Source organism: Actinophytocola sp., from assembly GCF_036002505.1.
Taxonomy (GTDB): Bacteria; Actinomycetota; Actinomycetes; order Mycobacteriales; family Pseudonocardiaceae; genus DASYTH01.
The window spans coordinates 1-14,242 of record NZ_DASYTH010000240.1; the positions used below are offsets into that span (position 1 = coordinate 1).

Annotated in this window: 13 protein-coding genes and 1 pseudogene; 10 read left to right on the top strand and 4 right to left on the bottom strand. The window is 70.1% G+C overall.

Annotated features, from left to right (window positions below; genetic code table 11):
- The 6 genes and pseudogenes from VGR06_RS21635 to VGR06_RS21660 form a co-directional block, all read left to right on the top strand.
- Window positions 1–511 (top strand): annotated as a pseudogene (locus VGR06_RS21635) (ABC transporter ATP-binding protein); the annotation flags it as partial.
- Between the two features lie 5 nt (window positions 512–516).
- The gene (locus VGR06_RS21640; RefSeq protein ID WP_327560943.1) at window positions 517–1,278 is read left to right on the top strand and encodes an ABC transporter permease; all 762 of its coding nucleotides are present in this window, start codon (window positions 517–519) and stop codon (window positions 1,276–1,278) included.
- Window positions 1,279–1,554: 276 nt separating this feature from the next.
- Window positions 1,555–2,136 (top strand): hypothetical protein, encoded by a 582-nt coding sequence (locus VGR06_RS21645; protein WP_327560975.1) that lies wholly within the window; start codon window positions 1,555–1,557, stop codon window positions 2,134–2,136.
- Window positions 2,137–2,270: 134 nt separating this feature from the next.
- Window positions 2,271–2,912, top strand: a complete 642-nt coding sequence (trmB, locus tag VGR06_RS21650; RefSeq protein WP_327560976.1) for a tRNA (guanosine(46)-N7)-methyltransferase TrmB — start codon at window positions 2,271–2,273, stop codon at window positions 2,910–2,912.
- Between the two features lie 68 nt (window positions 2,913–2,980).
- The gene (locus VGR06_RS21655) at window positions 2,981–4,057 is read left to right on the top strand and encodes a nitric oxide synthase oxygenase (protein WP_327560944.1); all 1,077 of its coding nucleotides are present in this window, start codon (window positions 2,981–2,983) and stop codon (window positions 4,055–4,057) included.
- Window positions 4,058–4,081: 24 nt separating this feature from the next.
- Window positions 4,082–5,398 (top strand): amidohydrolase, encoded by a 1,317-nt coding sequence (locus tag VGR06_RS21660; protein ID WP_327560945.1) that lies wholly within the window; start codon window positions 4,082–4,084, stop codon window positions 5,396–5,398.
- Here the strand turns inward: VGR06_RS21660 and VGR06_RS21665 are convergent, their stop codons facing one another.
- Window positions 5,399–7,396, bottom strand: a complete 1,998-nt coding sequence (locus VGR06_RS21665; RefSeq protein ID WP_327560977.1) for a PhoX family phosphatase — start codon at window positions 7,394–7,396, stop codon at window positions 5,399–5,401. It abuts the gene before it with no gap.
- Between the two features lie 174 nt (window positions 7,397–7,570).
- Window positions 7,571–8,197 (bottom strand): LUD domain-containing protein, encoded by a 627-nt coding sequence (locus VGR06_RS21670; RefSeq protein ID WP_327560946.1) that lies wholly within the window; start codon window positions 8,195–8,197, stop codon window positions 7,571–7,573.
- Window positions 8,198–8,303: 106 nt separating this feature from the next.
- Between VGR06_RS21670 and VGR06_RS21675 the strand changes: the two genes are divergently transcribed.
- Together VGR06_RS21675 and VGR06_RS21680 are read left to right on the top strand one after the other, a co-directional pair.
- Complete coding sequence (locus VGR06_RS21675; RefSeq protein WP_327560947.1) at window positions 8,304–8,657, top strand: helix-turn-helix domain-containing protein; 354 nt, start codon at window positions 8,304–8,306, stop codon at window positions 8,655–8,657.
- Window positions 8,654–9,022, top strand: a complete 369-nt coding sequence (locus tag VGR06_RS21680; protein ID WP_327560948.1) for a VOC family protein — start codon at window positions 8,654–8,656, stop codon at window positions 9,020–9,022. Before VGR06_RS21675 ends, VGR06_RS21680 begins: the two co-directional genes overlap by 4 nt.
- A gap of 255 nt (window positions 9,023–9,277) precedes the next feature.
- Here VGR06_RS21680 and VGR06_RS21685 read toward each other — a convergent pair whose 3' ends face one another.
- Together VGR06_RS21685 and VGR06_RS21690 are read right to left on the bottom strand one after the other, a co-directional pair.
- The gene (locus tag VGR06_RS21685; RefSeq protein ID WP_327560949.1) at window positions 9,278–10,360 is read right to left on the bottom strand and encodes an inositol-3-phosphate synthase; all 1,083 of its coding nucleotides are present in this window, start codon (window positions 10,358–10,360) and stop codon (window positions 9,278–9,280) included.
- A 46-nt stretch (window positions 10,361–10,406) separates the two neighbouring features.
- Complete coding sequence (locus VGR06_RS21690; protein ID WP_327560950.1) at window positions 10,407–10,970, bottom strand: PadR family transcriptional regulator; 564 nt, start codon at window positions 10,968–10,970, stop codon at window positions 10,407–10,409.
- Between the two features lie 156 nt (window positions 10,971–11,126).
- On the opposite strand from VGR06_RS21690, the gene VGR06_RS21695 reads away from it, so the two are divergent.
- A complete protein-coding gene (locus VGR06_RS21695; protein WP_327560951.1) occupies window positions 11,127–11,531 on the top strand; it encodes a DUF5318 domain-containing protein in 405 nt (134 codons plus the stop codon).
- A 67-nt stretch (window positions 11,532–11,598) separates the two neighbouring features.
- Window positions 11,599–14,166, top strand: a complete 2,568-nt coding sequence (locus tag VGR06_RS21700; protein ID WP_327560952.1) for a transglycosylase domain-containing protein — start codon at window positions 11,599–11,601, stop codon at window positions 14,164–14,166.
- Window positions 14,167–14,242 lie beyond the last annotated feature (76 nt).

Consider the following 14,242-nt stretch of genomic DNA (forward strand, 5'->3'; position numbering starts at 1 on the left):
GGTGCTGCTGTTCGACGAGCCGGTCAACGGCCTCGACCCCGAAGGCATCCTCTGGATCCGCAAGTTCATGCACCGGCTGGCCGACGAGGGCCGCACCGTGTTCGTCTCCAGCCACCTGCTCTCCGAGATGGCGCTCACCGCTCAGGAGCTGATCGTGATCGGCCGCGGGCGGCTGATCGCGCAGAGCAGCACCGAGGAGTTCGTGGCACAGGCCACCGAGAGCTCGGTGCTGGTGCGCAGCCCGCAGCTGGGCCAGCTCCGCTCGGCGCTCGGCCGGCACGGCGTGCACGTCCGCGACGACGGCGACAGCCTGGTCGTGTCCGGAATGGACATTGCCGAGATCGGCGAGCTGGCCGCGGCCACCGGCGCCGTGCTGCACGAGCTGAGCCCGCAGCGCGGCTCGCTCGAGGAAGCCTTCATCCAGCTCACGGGTGACTCCGTCGAGTACCACGCCGCCGGCGTCAGCTCCGGCAACGGCCACCAGCCCGACCTCGTCACCTCTGGGAAGTGAACGACATGACTCTGCTTGCCGTTGAACGAATCAAGCTGTTCACCACGCGCTCGCCGCTGTGGTGCACGCTGGTCGCCCTGGGCGTCACCATCGGGTTCGCCGCGCTGATCGCCGGCGTGGACAACGAGAACCCGGTGACCATCGCCAGCACCCAGTTCGGTTACAACTTCGGGCTGGTCGTGGTCATGGTGATGGCGGCGCTGGCGATCACCACCGAGTACCGGTTCAGCACCATCCGGGCCACCTTCCAGGCCATCCCGAACCGGAACTCCGTGCTGCTGGCCAAAACCAGCGTGGTGGCGCTGTTCGCCGGGATGATCGGGCTGGTCGCCTCGTTCGGCTCGGTGGCCATCTCCAAGCTGATCCGGCCGAACGCGGACCTGGCGATCAACACCGCGTTCGAGTGGCGCGAGGTGGCCGGCGTCGGGCTGGTCTACGCCATCGCGGCGGTGATCGCGGTCTCGGTCGGGTCGCTGGTCCGGCACTCCGCCGGCGCGATCTCGCTGCTGCTGATCTACACCCAGCTGGTGGAGAGCCTCGTCTCGCTGATCCCCAAGGTCGGCGACGACATCCAGAAGTGGATGCCGTTCTACGTGGCGAACCGGTTCCTCACCGGCAACCCGGACATCACCGGCCGGCCCATCGAGGAGGGGCCGGTGCCGTCGGCCTCGTCGCTGAGCCCCTGGTGGGCGCTGGCCTACTTCGCCGGTATCGCGCTGGTCTTCCTGATCACCGCGATGGTCGCGGCCAACAAGCGCGACGCGTAACTCACCACAGGAAAACCCGGGGGTCGGTGCGTACGGGGCGCCGGCTGGACGGGACCGAGGGGAAAACGGACCCGGGCCACCGATCGGGGGGTGGCCCGGGTCCGGCCCGTTTGTGAGCAAACCCTCCGCGGGATCGTGTTTTGTACAGCAGACCAGGGGGTAAAGACCACGTTAAGTTAGTGTGAGCTTTGCCACACCATGCGGACATGCGAGCTCACCAGGCTGTCAGATCGAGGTGACCGTCGGCGAACTCGCCTTGGAGGTTGACCCTTGACGGTGGCTGACACCAGCCCGCCCGCAGACATCGCCTCCCCGGAGGAAACGCATCCGAGCGTGAAGGAGTTGCGCGTCGAACCCACGATCGGCCTGGAGTGGTCGCAGGCCATCGAGCAGTGGGGCGGCGAACGCGCGACGAGCCCGGCGGACGCCCGTGCGGCCTGGGTGCACCGTGCGCCCGAGCAGCACGTGCTGGCGTTCTACCTGGCCGCCCGGGAGCAGGACCCGGACCTGCCCGCGCCCTGGTGGTTACGGGCCCTCGCGGCCAGCTCCATCCGCTCACGGGCCGAGGGCTTCTCCGTCGAGGACCGGGTGGCGAAACTGCTGGCCAGCCGGCCGGGCTGGGTGTTCGTGCCGTGGGCGGCCGTGGGCGACTCGGGCTTCTGGGAGTACATGCCCTCCGAGCGTGCGCTGAAGGTGCCCGGCGTGCCGACCACCCTGATGCTGACCGACCGGCACCCGGGCTGGATCGACATCGTGGCCGTGCACGCCGGCGACGCCGCGCCGCAGCCGATCACCGTGGCAGGCCTGGCCGACCTGCGGGCGAACCTGGCCAGGTTCGAGTCGCTGCGCCCGGGTTGATTTGCTCGGTCGCTGCGCGACCTGCGCCTGGCTGGGCACCGGGGTCTGTCTGGTCGCCTTAGCATCACGGGGTGACTGTGACCGAACACCAGACGTTCCCGCACGTGCCGAGCTTCGTGCACCGTGGCCGCCGGATGACCGCCGGGCAGGCGCGGGCGTGGGCCCGTGGCTGGGGTCGGCTCGGCCGCGAGCTGGGCGACCTGCCGCCCGGGCCGGCGGACCTGGACGCCTGGTTCGGCCGGCCCGCACCGGTGGTGCTGGAGATCGGCTCCGGGATGGGGGAGACCACCGCCCGGCTGGCCGCGGCCGCACCCGAGGTCAACTATCTGGCCGTGGAGGTGTACCAGCCGGGCCTGGCCCAGCTCCTGATGCGGGCCGAGGAGCTGGAGCTGGCGAACCTCCGACTTCTGCGCGGGGATGCCGTCGCGTTGCTGGACCAGCACATCGCGCCCGGGTCGCTGGCCGAGGTGCGGATCTTCTTCCCGGACCCGTGGCCGAAGACCCGGCACCACAAGCGGCGGCTGATCCAGCCCGGTTTCGTGGCGCTGGTGGCGAGCCGGCTGGCGGCCGGCGGGCTGCTCCGGCTGGCCACCGACTGGGAGCACTACGCCGAGCAGATGCTGGCCGTGTGTCAAGCCGAGCCGGCGCTGCGCAACCGGTACCCGGAATGGGCGCCGCGGCCCGAATGGCGTTCCGTCACCAAGTTCGAGGGGCGCGCTGAGCAGGCTGGGCGAACCAGCCGGGACCTGGTCTTCGAACGGCGTGACTCTGAGTAGACATACCCAGCGACACGCCACACGACCAGGTAGTTGAGGTCAACCGGCCCGGTACCGATATCTGTCACGTGACCGCACTGCGCGATGACGTCCTGCCGCTTTCCACCAGAACGGGCTCACCGGTTCCGGCGATCTTTGCCGAGGCGGAGAAGTTCATCCGGATGTTCCACCAGGCCCGACCGCGGGCCGGGCAGGTGGAGGCGAGGCTGGCCAAGGTGCGCGCGGAGGTGGCCGCCACCGGCACCTACCGGCACACCCCGGCGGAGCTCGCGTTCGGCGCCCGGATGGCGTTGCGGGAGAGCGGCTGGTGCCCGGCCGACGTGTCCTGGCGCGAGCTGCTGGTGCGCGACCTGCGGGACGTGCGGGACGCCGCGGCGGTGGCCGCCGAGTGCGCGCACCACCTGCGGGTGGCCACCGGGGACGGCCGGGTCAGCCCGATGGTGAGCGTGTTCGCGCCGGACACGCCGTGGCGGCCGGGTCCGCGCATCCGCAACGACCAGCTGGTGCGCTACGCCGGCTACCGCGAGCCGGAGGAGGCCGGAGGTTGGGGGCGGGCCCCTCGCCACGGCCGCCTACAGGGCGGCGGGGGCGGGGTGGAGTCGGTGCTCGGCGACCGGCGCTACGTCGACTTCACCATCGGGGTGTGCCGGCTGGGCTGGCGGCCGCCGAACGGCCGCGGCATGTTCGACGTGCTGCCGCTCGTGGTGGAGACCCCGGACGACGGGATCACGCTGCACCCGCTGCCCCGGGACGCGGTGCTGGAGGTCCCGCTCGCCCACCCGGAGCTGCCCTGGTTCGCCGGCCTCGGGCTGCGCTGGCACGCCGTACCGGTGATCAGCAACTGGCGGCTGTCCATCGGCGGCATCCACTATCCGGCCGCGCCGTTCAACGGGGTCTACATCTGCCGCGCCATCGGCGAGGACGTGCTGGCCGACGAGAACGCCTACGGGCTGGCCCGGATGATCGCCACCCAGCTCGGCCTGGACACCTCCTCCGAGCGCACGCTCTGGTTCGACCGCGCGGTGGTCGAGCTGAACCGGGCCGTGCTGCACTCGTTCGACGCCGCGGCCGTGCGGGTCGAGCACGCCGCCGAGGACTACGTGCCGGCCGCCGAGGACGCCAGCCGGCCGGTGTTCCGCAGCTGACCGGGTCGCTGGCAGGATCGGCGCATGCGGTCGCCGTTTCGCTTGCGTGCTCCGGTGGTTCTGCCCTGCGACCCGGCCTGCCCGGTGCTCCGCGACGCGGTGGTCGACGTCGACGTGCACGGCCGGATCTCCTACTGCGGTCCGGCTTCGGACGCCCCGGAGAGCCCCGGCCGGGTCGTCGACCGCACCGGGATCCTGTTGCCGGGCTTGGTGAACGCGCACGCGCACAGCCCGATGACGGTGCTCCGCGGGATGGGTGGCGACCTGCCGCTGCTGCGCTGGCTGCACGAGGTGATCTGGCCGGCGGAGGCGCGGCTGACCCCGGCGGACATCGAGGCCGGCATGCTGCTCGGCTCGGTGGAGATGCTCCGCGCCGGTGTGACCACCAGCACCGAGATGTACTTCCACGGCGAGCAGCTCGAGGCCGCGGTGCTGGCCTCCGGTGCCCGGTTGGTGGCCACCATGGCGGTCATCGACGCGCCCGGCTGGGACTGGCGCGCCATGATCGAGGGCATCAACGCCTGGATCGACACGGACGGGCTGCGGCACGGGCCGGACGACCGGATCGAGGTCGGTTACGGCCCGCACTCGGCGTACACGCTTCCGCCCGAAGCGCTGACCCTGGTCGGTGAGGCGGCCCGGGCCCGGGACGCGCTGGTGCACATCCACGTCGCCGAGGCCGCCGGCGAGGACGCCACGCAGCGCGAGCGGTACGGCTCGGTGCCGGCCATGCTCGAGGAGGTCGGCCTGCTGGGCGGCCGGGTGCTGGCCGCGCACGCGATCCACCTGTCCGATGCGGACATTCAGACGTTCGCCCGGGCCGGGGTGAGCGTGGCGCACTGCCCGGGCTCCAACGCGAAGCTGGCCTCGGGCACGGCTCGCCTGGTCGACCTGCGCACGGCCGGTGTCCGGGTGGGGCTGGGCACCGACGGTCCGGCCAGCAACGACGACCTCGACCTCTGGGAGGACATGCGGCTGGCCGCCCTGCTCGCCCGGCTGTCCACAATGGACTCAACTGCTCTCGGCGCCGCCGACGTTTTGCTGATGGCCACCCGCGGAAGCGCGGAATCGTTGGGGCGCAACGACATCGGCGCGCTCGAGCCCGGGCGCTGGGCCGACCTGGTGCACGTCGACGTGGACGACCCGGCGTTCGTCGGCGGAGTGGACGTACCGGACGAGCAGTTGCTGGCGAACCTGGTCTGGGCGGCCGGTTCCCGGACGGTGCGCGACGTCTGGGTGGCCGGCGAGCAGGTCGTCGCGGACGGCGAGCCGACGAAGGTGGAGCGGGCGAAGGTGCAGGCGGCGGCGAGCGCGGTCACCCGCCGCCTGCTTGCGTCCTAGTCACTCGCCGATCAGACCGGGGCCCCACCGGGTGGGCCGGAAGACCGCGAGCACCGCCGGCCGTGGCTGGTTGGTGCCACCGTCCGGCCAGTGCGAGGTCGGCGCCGCGATCGTGCCGCCCTCGCCCGGGTGCTGCACCGAGACCAGCACGAACCGGTCCTCGATCACCGGTCCGCAGGTCTCCGCGGCGAACGGCACGGTGAGGAACTGCTTGACGTGCCCGCGCTCGGTGCCTTCTAGCGGCACCGCGAACAGCCCGTCATTGGACCGCAGCGCGTTGCCGTCGGTGGCGATCCACAGGTTGCCCCAACGGTCGAAGGCCACATTGTCCGGGCAGGAGATGGGGCTGACCTTCGTCTTGTCGAACCCGCCGAAGTAGGTGTCGGCCGCGGCCGGGTCACCGCAGACCAGCAGCAGGCGCCAGGCGAACGTGGTGCCGGTGTGGTCGCCGCGGCTCTCCTCCAGCTCGAGGATGTGCCCGTGCCGGTTGACGTTGCGCGGGTTGGCCTCGTCGGCCGGCGGGTTCGTGCCGGCGCCGCGGTTGGTGTTGTTGGTCAGCGCCGCGTAGATGCGCCCGGTCTTCGGGTTGGGCTGGACGTCCTCAGGGCGGTCCATCTTGGTGGCGCCGACCGCGTCCGCGGCGAGCCGGGTGAACACGTACACGTCGGTCGCGCTGAACCCCGGCACGAACGAGGTGTTGTTGTGCGCCAACGGAATCCACTGCCCGGTGCCGTCGAACCCACCGTCCGACGGGAGCGCGCCGGTGCCGGTGATCTCGCTCGCGGGACTGTCCCCGGTGAACGTGGCGACGTAGAGCGTGCCCGAGTCGAGCAGCCGCTTGTTGTGCTCGCGCGCCCGCCGCCCGTCGCCGTGCCGCATGCGCTCGTCGGAGACGAACTTGTACATGTAGTCGAACCGCTCGTCATCGCCCAGATACGCGACCACCCGGCCGTCCCGCGCCACCTGGATGGTGGCGGCCTCGTGCTTGAACCGGCCGAGCGCCGTGTGCTTCACCGGCGCCTCGTCCGGGGTGTACGGGTCGAGCTCGACGACCCAGCCGAACCGGTTGGTCTCGTTCGGCTCGAGCGAGACGTCGAAGCGGCGGTCGAACCGCTCCCACTTGCGCTCGCTGCCCGCGCCGGTGATGCCGTAGCGGGTCAGCCGCGCCTTCAGCACCGGATCGGTGACCAACCCGGCGTTGCCGAAGTACTGGTTGAAGTTCTCCTCGCCGGACAGGATCGTGCCCCACGGCGTGACGCTGCCGGAACAGTTGTTCAGCGTGCCGAGGACGGTCCGCCCGGTCGGGTCGGCCGAGGTCTTCAGCAGGTCGGTGCCGGCGGCCGGGCCACGCACGGTGAACGGTGAGGTCACGGTGATCCGGCGGTTGTAGTGCCGGTCGACGACCGGGCGCAGGCCGCCGCGGCGTTCCTGCTCGACCACCACGACCGACATGCCATGCGCCGCCCAGGCGATCCGGACCTGGTCCTCGGTCGGGTTGGCCGGGTCGTAGCCGGCGAACAGCATCGGCTCGGTGGTGTACTCGTGGTTGCTGATCATCAGCATCCGCCCGCCGCGCAGCGGAACCATGCCGCAGTAGTCGTTGTTGAAGCCGAACTGCTTGGCCTGGGCCGCGGCGGTCTGGTTGGCGAAGTCGAACGCGGGTGCGCCGGGCAGCACCGGGTCACCCCAGCGGATCACCACGCTCTGCTCGTAGCCCTCCGGGATGACCACCCGGTCCTCGACGTTTGGTGCGACCGGGGTGAAGTTCACGCCGCGCGGGCCGCGCTGGTGACCGGGCCCGGCGCCGTCGGGCTCGGCGGCCGCGACCGTGCCGCCCAGCGCCGCGGCACCGGCCCCCGCGACGGCCAGCACCGCTCCGGTCCGGAGAATGCCCCGGCGGCTGATGATGCCGCTGACCACATCCCCGAAGTAGACGTTGTCCGACGTGTTCGGTGCGTCGTGGGCGCAGGCATTGCCGCAGCGGTACCGGCACGTCATGGGTGAACGGCCGTTCGGGTGGGCGGGGATCAGCGGTAACAACCGGCCGGGCTGGTCAGCGGTGGACACCGGGCGCCTCCTGGAGTCTGGGGGAACGCGCCGACGTTAAGAGAAGCCAAGCCAGGCGAAGACGACATCGGGGTGAACGGATGACGAATTCCGACTCGGCGGCGCCTAGAACCCGATCGGCTCGCGCACCAGGACCACCGTGCCGCGGCCGGGGAACGCTTCGCGCTCGATGATCAGGATCTTGCCGATGAAGGACGCGAACCCCTGCGGCCGGATCCGCTCGTACTCGCGCGGCAGGCTGTAGGTCCGGATCCGCCGCAGTGCCGTGTCCAGGTCCGGCACCACCTTCTGGCTCCCCACGACCCAGATCGCCTGGCCCGCCCCCGCGGCATACGAGGCGAGCTGGCTGCCGCTGGCCGACGCCGCGAGCATCAATCCGTCCTCGGTCACCGCGTGCACGCTCCCCACCACCACGTCCGGCGCCGCGCCGGCCCTGATCTGGGCCTGGAAGTCGTGGGCGAGGTCGGGCAGACCCTTGCGGACCGAGCGGAACTCGCCGGACCCGTTGACGTCCTCGGCGATTCCGGACAGCCGCAGCGTCTCGCCGTTCGCGGTGAAGATCTCCTTGTCCCGCGGCAACAGCTCACGCACCAGGTGCCGGGCGTCGGCAACCGTGTCCACGATGTGCGGGGTGAGGTTGCGGTCGGCGAGCGCGGCGGCGGCCCGGCGCAGCCGCTCCACACCTGCCGGCACGGCAAAGGTTTCGTCAGCGACCAGCTCCTGGGTGGTCATCGGTTCCCCTCCATGGTTCCCATTGGTAACTGACCCCATCATCTGTAACCATGGACGGGTGCGGAAGAAGGCACCTTTTCCTGCCTCGGTAACCCTCGAGGAACCAATGAGGCACAAGGCCTGCAAGGCCCGGCAGATTCTCGACCGGGTCGGCGACAAGTGGTCGATCGCCGTCATCCACCAGCTCGGCACCGGAACCAAGCGGTTCACCGAGCTCCGCAACGGCATCGACGGCATCAGCCAGCGCATGCTCACCGCCACCCTGCGCGCCCTCGAACGCGACGGCCTGGTGCGGCGAACCGTCCACCCGGTCGTCCCGCCCCGCGTCGACTACGAGCTCACCCCGATGGGCCGAACCCTGCTCGGCACCATCTGCCAGCTCCTGTCCTGGGCCTTCGAGCACAGCGACGAGATCGACCAGGCGCGCGCCGACTACGACGCCCGAGTGGCCGCCTCATGATCGCGCGGTTGGAATGCATCGTCCTGGACTGCCCCGACGTCCACGTGCTCGCCCGGTTCTACCAGGCACTGCTCGGCGGCGAGATCGACCGGCCAGACCGGCGCTGGTCGGTCGACGACGACTGGTCGACCCTGCACACCGACGCCGGCCTGGTGCTCGCCTTCCAGCGCGCCAAAGACCACCAGCCGCCACGCTGGCCGGACCCCGAACACCCGCAACAGTTCCACCTCGACCTGAAGGTGCCGGACCTCGACGCAGCGCAGCGCCAAGTACTCGACCTCGGCGCCACGCTGCTGGACGACACGCGCGGCTGGCGGATCTTCGCCGACCCCGCCGGCCACCCCTTCTGCCTGCTGCGTGGTTAGCCCGAAGTTGCTGTGGCTCTGCGTAGATCTTCGGTGGTTCACCTGTGAAAACGTGTCGATCAAGCCGGTTGCTGTAGCCAGGAGCGATGGTGCTGCTGGCTACAGGACGCGCCTGTTCGTCGGCCGTGGGCCGAGCGTGGCGAACGCGTCCTTCCTCACGCCCAGGGTGACCAAGGACGCTTTCCCCGCGCCGCCCGAGATCGCCTGCCCAGCTCAAACCTGATGCGCAAACAGTTGATCATTCGCAACTTCGGGTTAGCGTTCGGCGTCGCCGCGGATGAACTTCTCCACGGCTTCGTGGGCTGTGGGGTCGGAGTACTGCTCGGGTGGGGACTTCATGAAGTAGGAGGACGCCGACAGGAGGGGGCCGCCGATGCCGCGGTCGAGGGCGATCTTGGCGGCGCGGACGGCATCGATGATCACGCCGGCGGAGTTGGGGGAGTCCCAGACCTCGAGTTTGTATTCGAGGTTGAGGGGGACGTCGCCGAAGGTCCTGCCTTCGAGGCGGACGTAGGCCCATTTGCGGTCGTCGAGCCAGGGGACGTGGTCGGACGGTCCGATGTGGATGGACGCGCGCTCCATCTCGTGCGAGATCTGGGAGGTGACCGACTGGGTTTTGGAGATCTTCTTGGACTGGAGCCGTTTGCGCTCCAGCATGTTCATGAAGTCCATGTTGCCGCCGAAGTTGAGCTGGTAGGTGCGCAGCAGTTCGACACCGCGGTCCTCGAAGAGCTTGGCCAGCACCCGGTGCGTGATGGTGGCGCCGACCTGGGACTTGATGTCGTCGCCGACGATCGGCACGCCGGCCTCGGTGAACTTGGCCGCCCACACCGGATCGGAGGCGATGAACACCGGCAGCGCGTTGACGAACGCCACCCCGGCGTCGATGGCGCACTGCGCGTAGAACCGGTCCGCGTCCTCCGAGCCCACCGGGAGGTAGGACACCAGCACGTGCGCGCCGGACTCACGCAGGGCGGCGACCACGTCGACGGGTTCGTCGTCGGACTCGTCGATCATTTCGCGGTAGTACTCGCCGAGCCCGTCGAACGTGGGCCCGCGCTGCACGGTCACCCCGAGCGGCGGCACGTCACAGATCTTGATCGTGTTGTTCTCGCTGGCCACGATGGCCTCGGACAGATCCCGGCCGACCTTCTTGGCGTCCACGTCGAACGCCGCGACGAACTCGATGTCCCCCACGTGGTACTGGCCGAACCGCACGTGCATGAGGCCGGGGACGCGGGCGGCGGGATCGGCGTCACGGTAGTAGTGCACACCCTGCACGAGCGACGCCGCGCAGTTCCCGACCCCGACGACGGCTACCCGAACAGTCTCGCCCATCCGCTTTCTCCTTAACTCGATGCTCCGCGGCCCCGGGCCGCGGTTCTCAGTTGGGGGTGCCGCCTCGTTGCTGGCGCTGTTCCTCCGCGATCAGCTCGTTGAGCCATCGCACCTCCCGCTCGCTGGTCTCCAGCCCGAGCCGGTGCAGCTCCCGGGTGTAGCGGTCGATCTGCTCGCCGGCCCGCGCCATCGCCGCGCGCAGACCCTCCCGGCGTTCCTCGACCCGGCGCCGGCGGCCTTCCAGGATCCGCATCCTGATCTCGGCCGGTGTCCGGGAGAAGAACGCCATGTGGACGCCGAACCCCTCGTCGTCCCACGTCTGCGGGCCGGTGTCGGCCAGGAGCGCGGCGAACCGCTCCTTACCCTCCGCAGTCAGCTTGTAGACCCTTTTCGCCCGGCGGCCCCAACTGCGCGCCGAACGGTCGTCGGTGTCGGCCTCTGGAAGTTCCTCGACGATGAGGCCCGCGCGCAGCAGCCGGCGCAGCGTCGGATACAGCGAGCCGTAGGAGAACGCGCGCAGCGTGCCGAGCATCTCGTAGAGCCGTTTGCGCAGCTCATAGCCATGCATCGGGGCCTCGTGCAGGAGCCCGAGGATCGCGAACTCGAGCATCGGCACCCCCGTCCATGGGTATCTATGATCTACCGGCTCACTATATCGCTCCGATACATCCACGGCACCCACAGTGGCGTTGATCACTTCGACCGGCGTGTCCTGTCGGCCGAACGGTGTCTCGACGTGGTAACGGCGCCGCGTAGTCTGTCTCTCGTGCAAACCCAGCGGCAGGTAGTCGACTACGCGCTGCAGCGCCGTGCGCTGCTCGCGGACGTCTACGCGGGCCGCGTCGGCACCATGGAGGTGTGCGACGCCGGGCCGTACCTGCTGCGTGCCGCCAAATTCCACGGTCAGCCGAGCGACGTGACCTGCCCGGTGTGCCGCAAGGAACCGCTCACCCGGGTGTCCTGGGTGTACGGGGACGAGCTCAAGCACTCCGCCGGGTCCGCGCGGGCGCCGGAGGAGCTGGTCCGCATGGCGGCGCAGTACGAGGAGTTCACCGTCTACGTCGTCGAGGTATGCCGCACCTGCAGCTGGAACCACCTGGTGCAGTCATACGTCCTGGGGACGGGTGGACTGGACACCCGGAAGCCACGTAGGAGGACGGCCGCGGAGTGAGCCTGACGCACGTCATCGCCCAGCTCCGTACGCCGCACCCGTTGCCGTTGCACTGGAAGGCCTGTTTGTGAACGACCACCGCGATACGCGGCATCGCCGGGGCGAGCCCGCCTGGCCGACCGGGGACGACCCGGACGGCGCCAGGTGGCCGCGCTCCGAGGAGTCGCAGGAGCGCACCGGTTTCTGGAGCCCGCTCTGGGATGAGGACGACGAGGCGCCGGCCCCGCGGCCGGCCGCCCGGGCCAACGGCAGATCCGGCAACGGCGGCGGCGCCGCCCGGACCCAGCACGTCCCGCAGCCCACCCAGGCGATCCGCCGGCCGGGCGGGCCGAACGCGCCCACCGTGGCGCTGCCGGGCCGCGGCCCGGGATACCCGCGGGTGCCGCGGGACAACTCCAACGACCCGACCGAGCTGCTGCCGGCGACCCCGGGGGGGACCCGCCGGGAGCCGGACCTGCTCACCCACCGCGACCCGGACTACGACGAGGACGGCGACCTCCTCGAGGACGAGGACCGGCCGCTCACCGAGGAGGAGCGCCGGCGCCGCCGGAAGAAGATCTGGCGTCGGGTCCGGCGCACCATGTACGTGTTCCTGGTCCTGATGATCGTCGGGCCGGTGCTCGCCTTCCTCATCACTTACCAGTTCGTCGCCGTGCCGTCGCCGGAGGACGTCCGGACCGGCGCGGACCAGGTCGTGACCATGAAGTACGCCAACGGGGACGAGCTGACCAAGATCGTCCCCGAGGGGGCCAACCGGACGTTCGTGACCTGGGAGGAGCTCCGGGCGGCGCCCAAGGTGCTCAACGCGGTGTTCGCGGCCGAGGACAACACGTTCATGACCAACGCCGGGTTCGACATCAGCGGCGTCATGCGGGCCGGCTGGAACCAGCTCTCCGGCGGCTCCGGCGGCGGCTCCACGATCACCCAGCAGTACATCAAGGTGGCCACCGGCAACGACCAGAAGTCGCCCATCCGCAAGGCGGTCGAGGTGGTCAAGGCCTACAAGATGAACCGCACCTTCTCCAAGGAGCAGATCATCACGGCCTACCTGAACACGATCTACCTCGGGCGCAGCGCCTACGGCATCGCCGCGGCGTCCAAGGCCTATTTCGGCGCGGAGTTCAAGAACCTCAACCAGTCGCAGGCGGCGCTGCTGGCCGGCATGATCCAGGGGCCGGGCAAGTTCAAGGACCTCACCTACATGCAGCGGCGCTGGAACTACGTGATGGACCAGCTGGTCTCCAACGGCTGGCTGCCGGCCGCCGAGCGCAAGGCCGAGCAGTTCCCCGCGCCGGTGCCCTACGAGCAGACCAAGACCAAGGCGCTGACCGGCCCGCGCGGCCAGATCCAGCGAGCGGTGTTCAACGAGCTCCAGGAGAAGGCCGGGCTGTCCGACGACGACGTCCAGCGCGGCGGGTTCACCATCCAGACCACGATCGACCCGCAGGCCCAGTCGCTCGCCGAGGACGCGGTCAACCAGGTGATGAAGGGCCAGCCGCAGAACCTCCGCCCGGCACTGGTCGCGGTGGACCCCAAGACCGGCGAGATCAAGGCGTACTACGGCGGCGCGGACGGCGTCGGCACGAACTGGGCGGACGCTCCGCAGGAGCCGGGCTCGTCGTTCAAACCGTTCGACCTCGTGGCGCTGCTCAAGACCGGCAAGGGCCTGGGCGAGGAGTACGACGTCTCGGTGAACACGTTCCCCGGCCGGTCCAAGCCGGTGGCCAACGCCAGCAATCCGACCTGCAAGATGTGCACCGTCGCGGATGCCATGAAGCAGTCCCTGAACACCATCTTCTACAACATCGTGACGAACACGCTGCGCCCCGGCGGCCCGCAGAAGGTGGCCGACGCGGCGAAGGAGGCGGGCATCACCGAACCGCTCGCCCCGGCCGCGCAGGATTCCAACATCTCCATCGGTGGTGGCCAGACCCAGGTGAGCACCGTCGACATGGCCTCGGCCTACGCCACGTTCGCCGCCCGCGGCATGTACCGCTCGCCGCACCTGGTGGCCAAGGTGCTCAACCCGGACGGCTCGGTGTACTGGCAGGCGTCGGCCGACGAGAAGCAGGCCTTCGACAGCGACGCGAAGCAGAACGAGAAGATCGCCCGGAACGTCACCGAGGCGCTGCTTCCGGTACCCGGCTACTCGAAGATCCCGTGCGCGGACGGGCGGCTGTGCGCCGGCAAGACCGGAACCCACCAGCTCGGCGACACCGGGAACAACGCGAAGGCCTGGATGGTCGGCTACACCCCGCAGCTCTCCACCGCGGTGTCACTGAGCGGGGCGAACGGCGAGGCGATCAACGACGCCAAGGGCGGCGACATCTTCGGTGCCAAGGTGCCCGGCAAGATCTGGCAGACGTTCATGAACAACTACCACAAGACGTTCAAGCTGCCGAAGGAGAACTTCGGCCTGTACGAGGCGATCGGCAAGGAGGGATCGCAGTTCTCCACCTCGGCCAGCTCGCCGCCGTCCGGACCCGGCCAGCCGACGACCACCACGACGACCAGGGACCGCGGCCGGCCCACCGACCCGCCGACGCCGACCACCACGACCACCACGCAACGGTTCCCGCGACCGACGGTCCCCACCGTCACCGGTGGCTTCGGCCCAGGCGGCACCGGCGGCTAGTGGCGGGTCTGAAATCATCGCGGCACAGCACGCGCCGACCAGCCAACCGCACCTCAGGGGACCGTGACGGCACCCA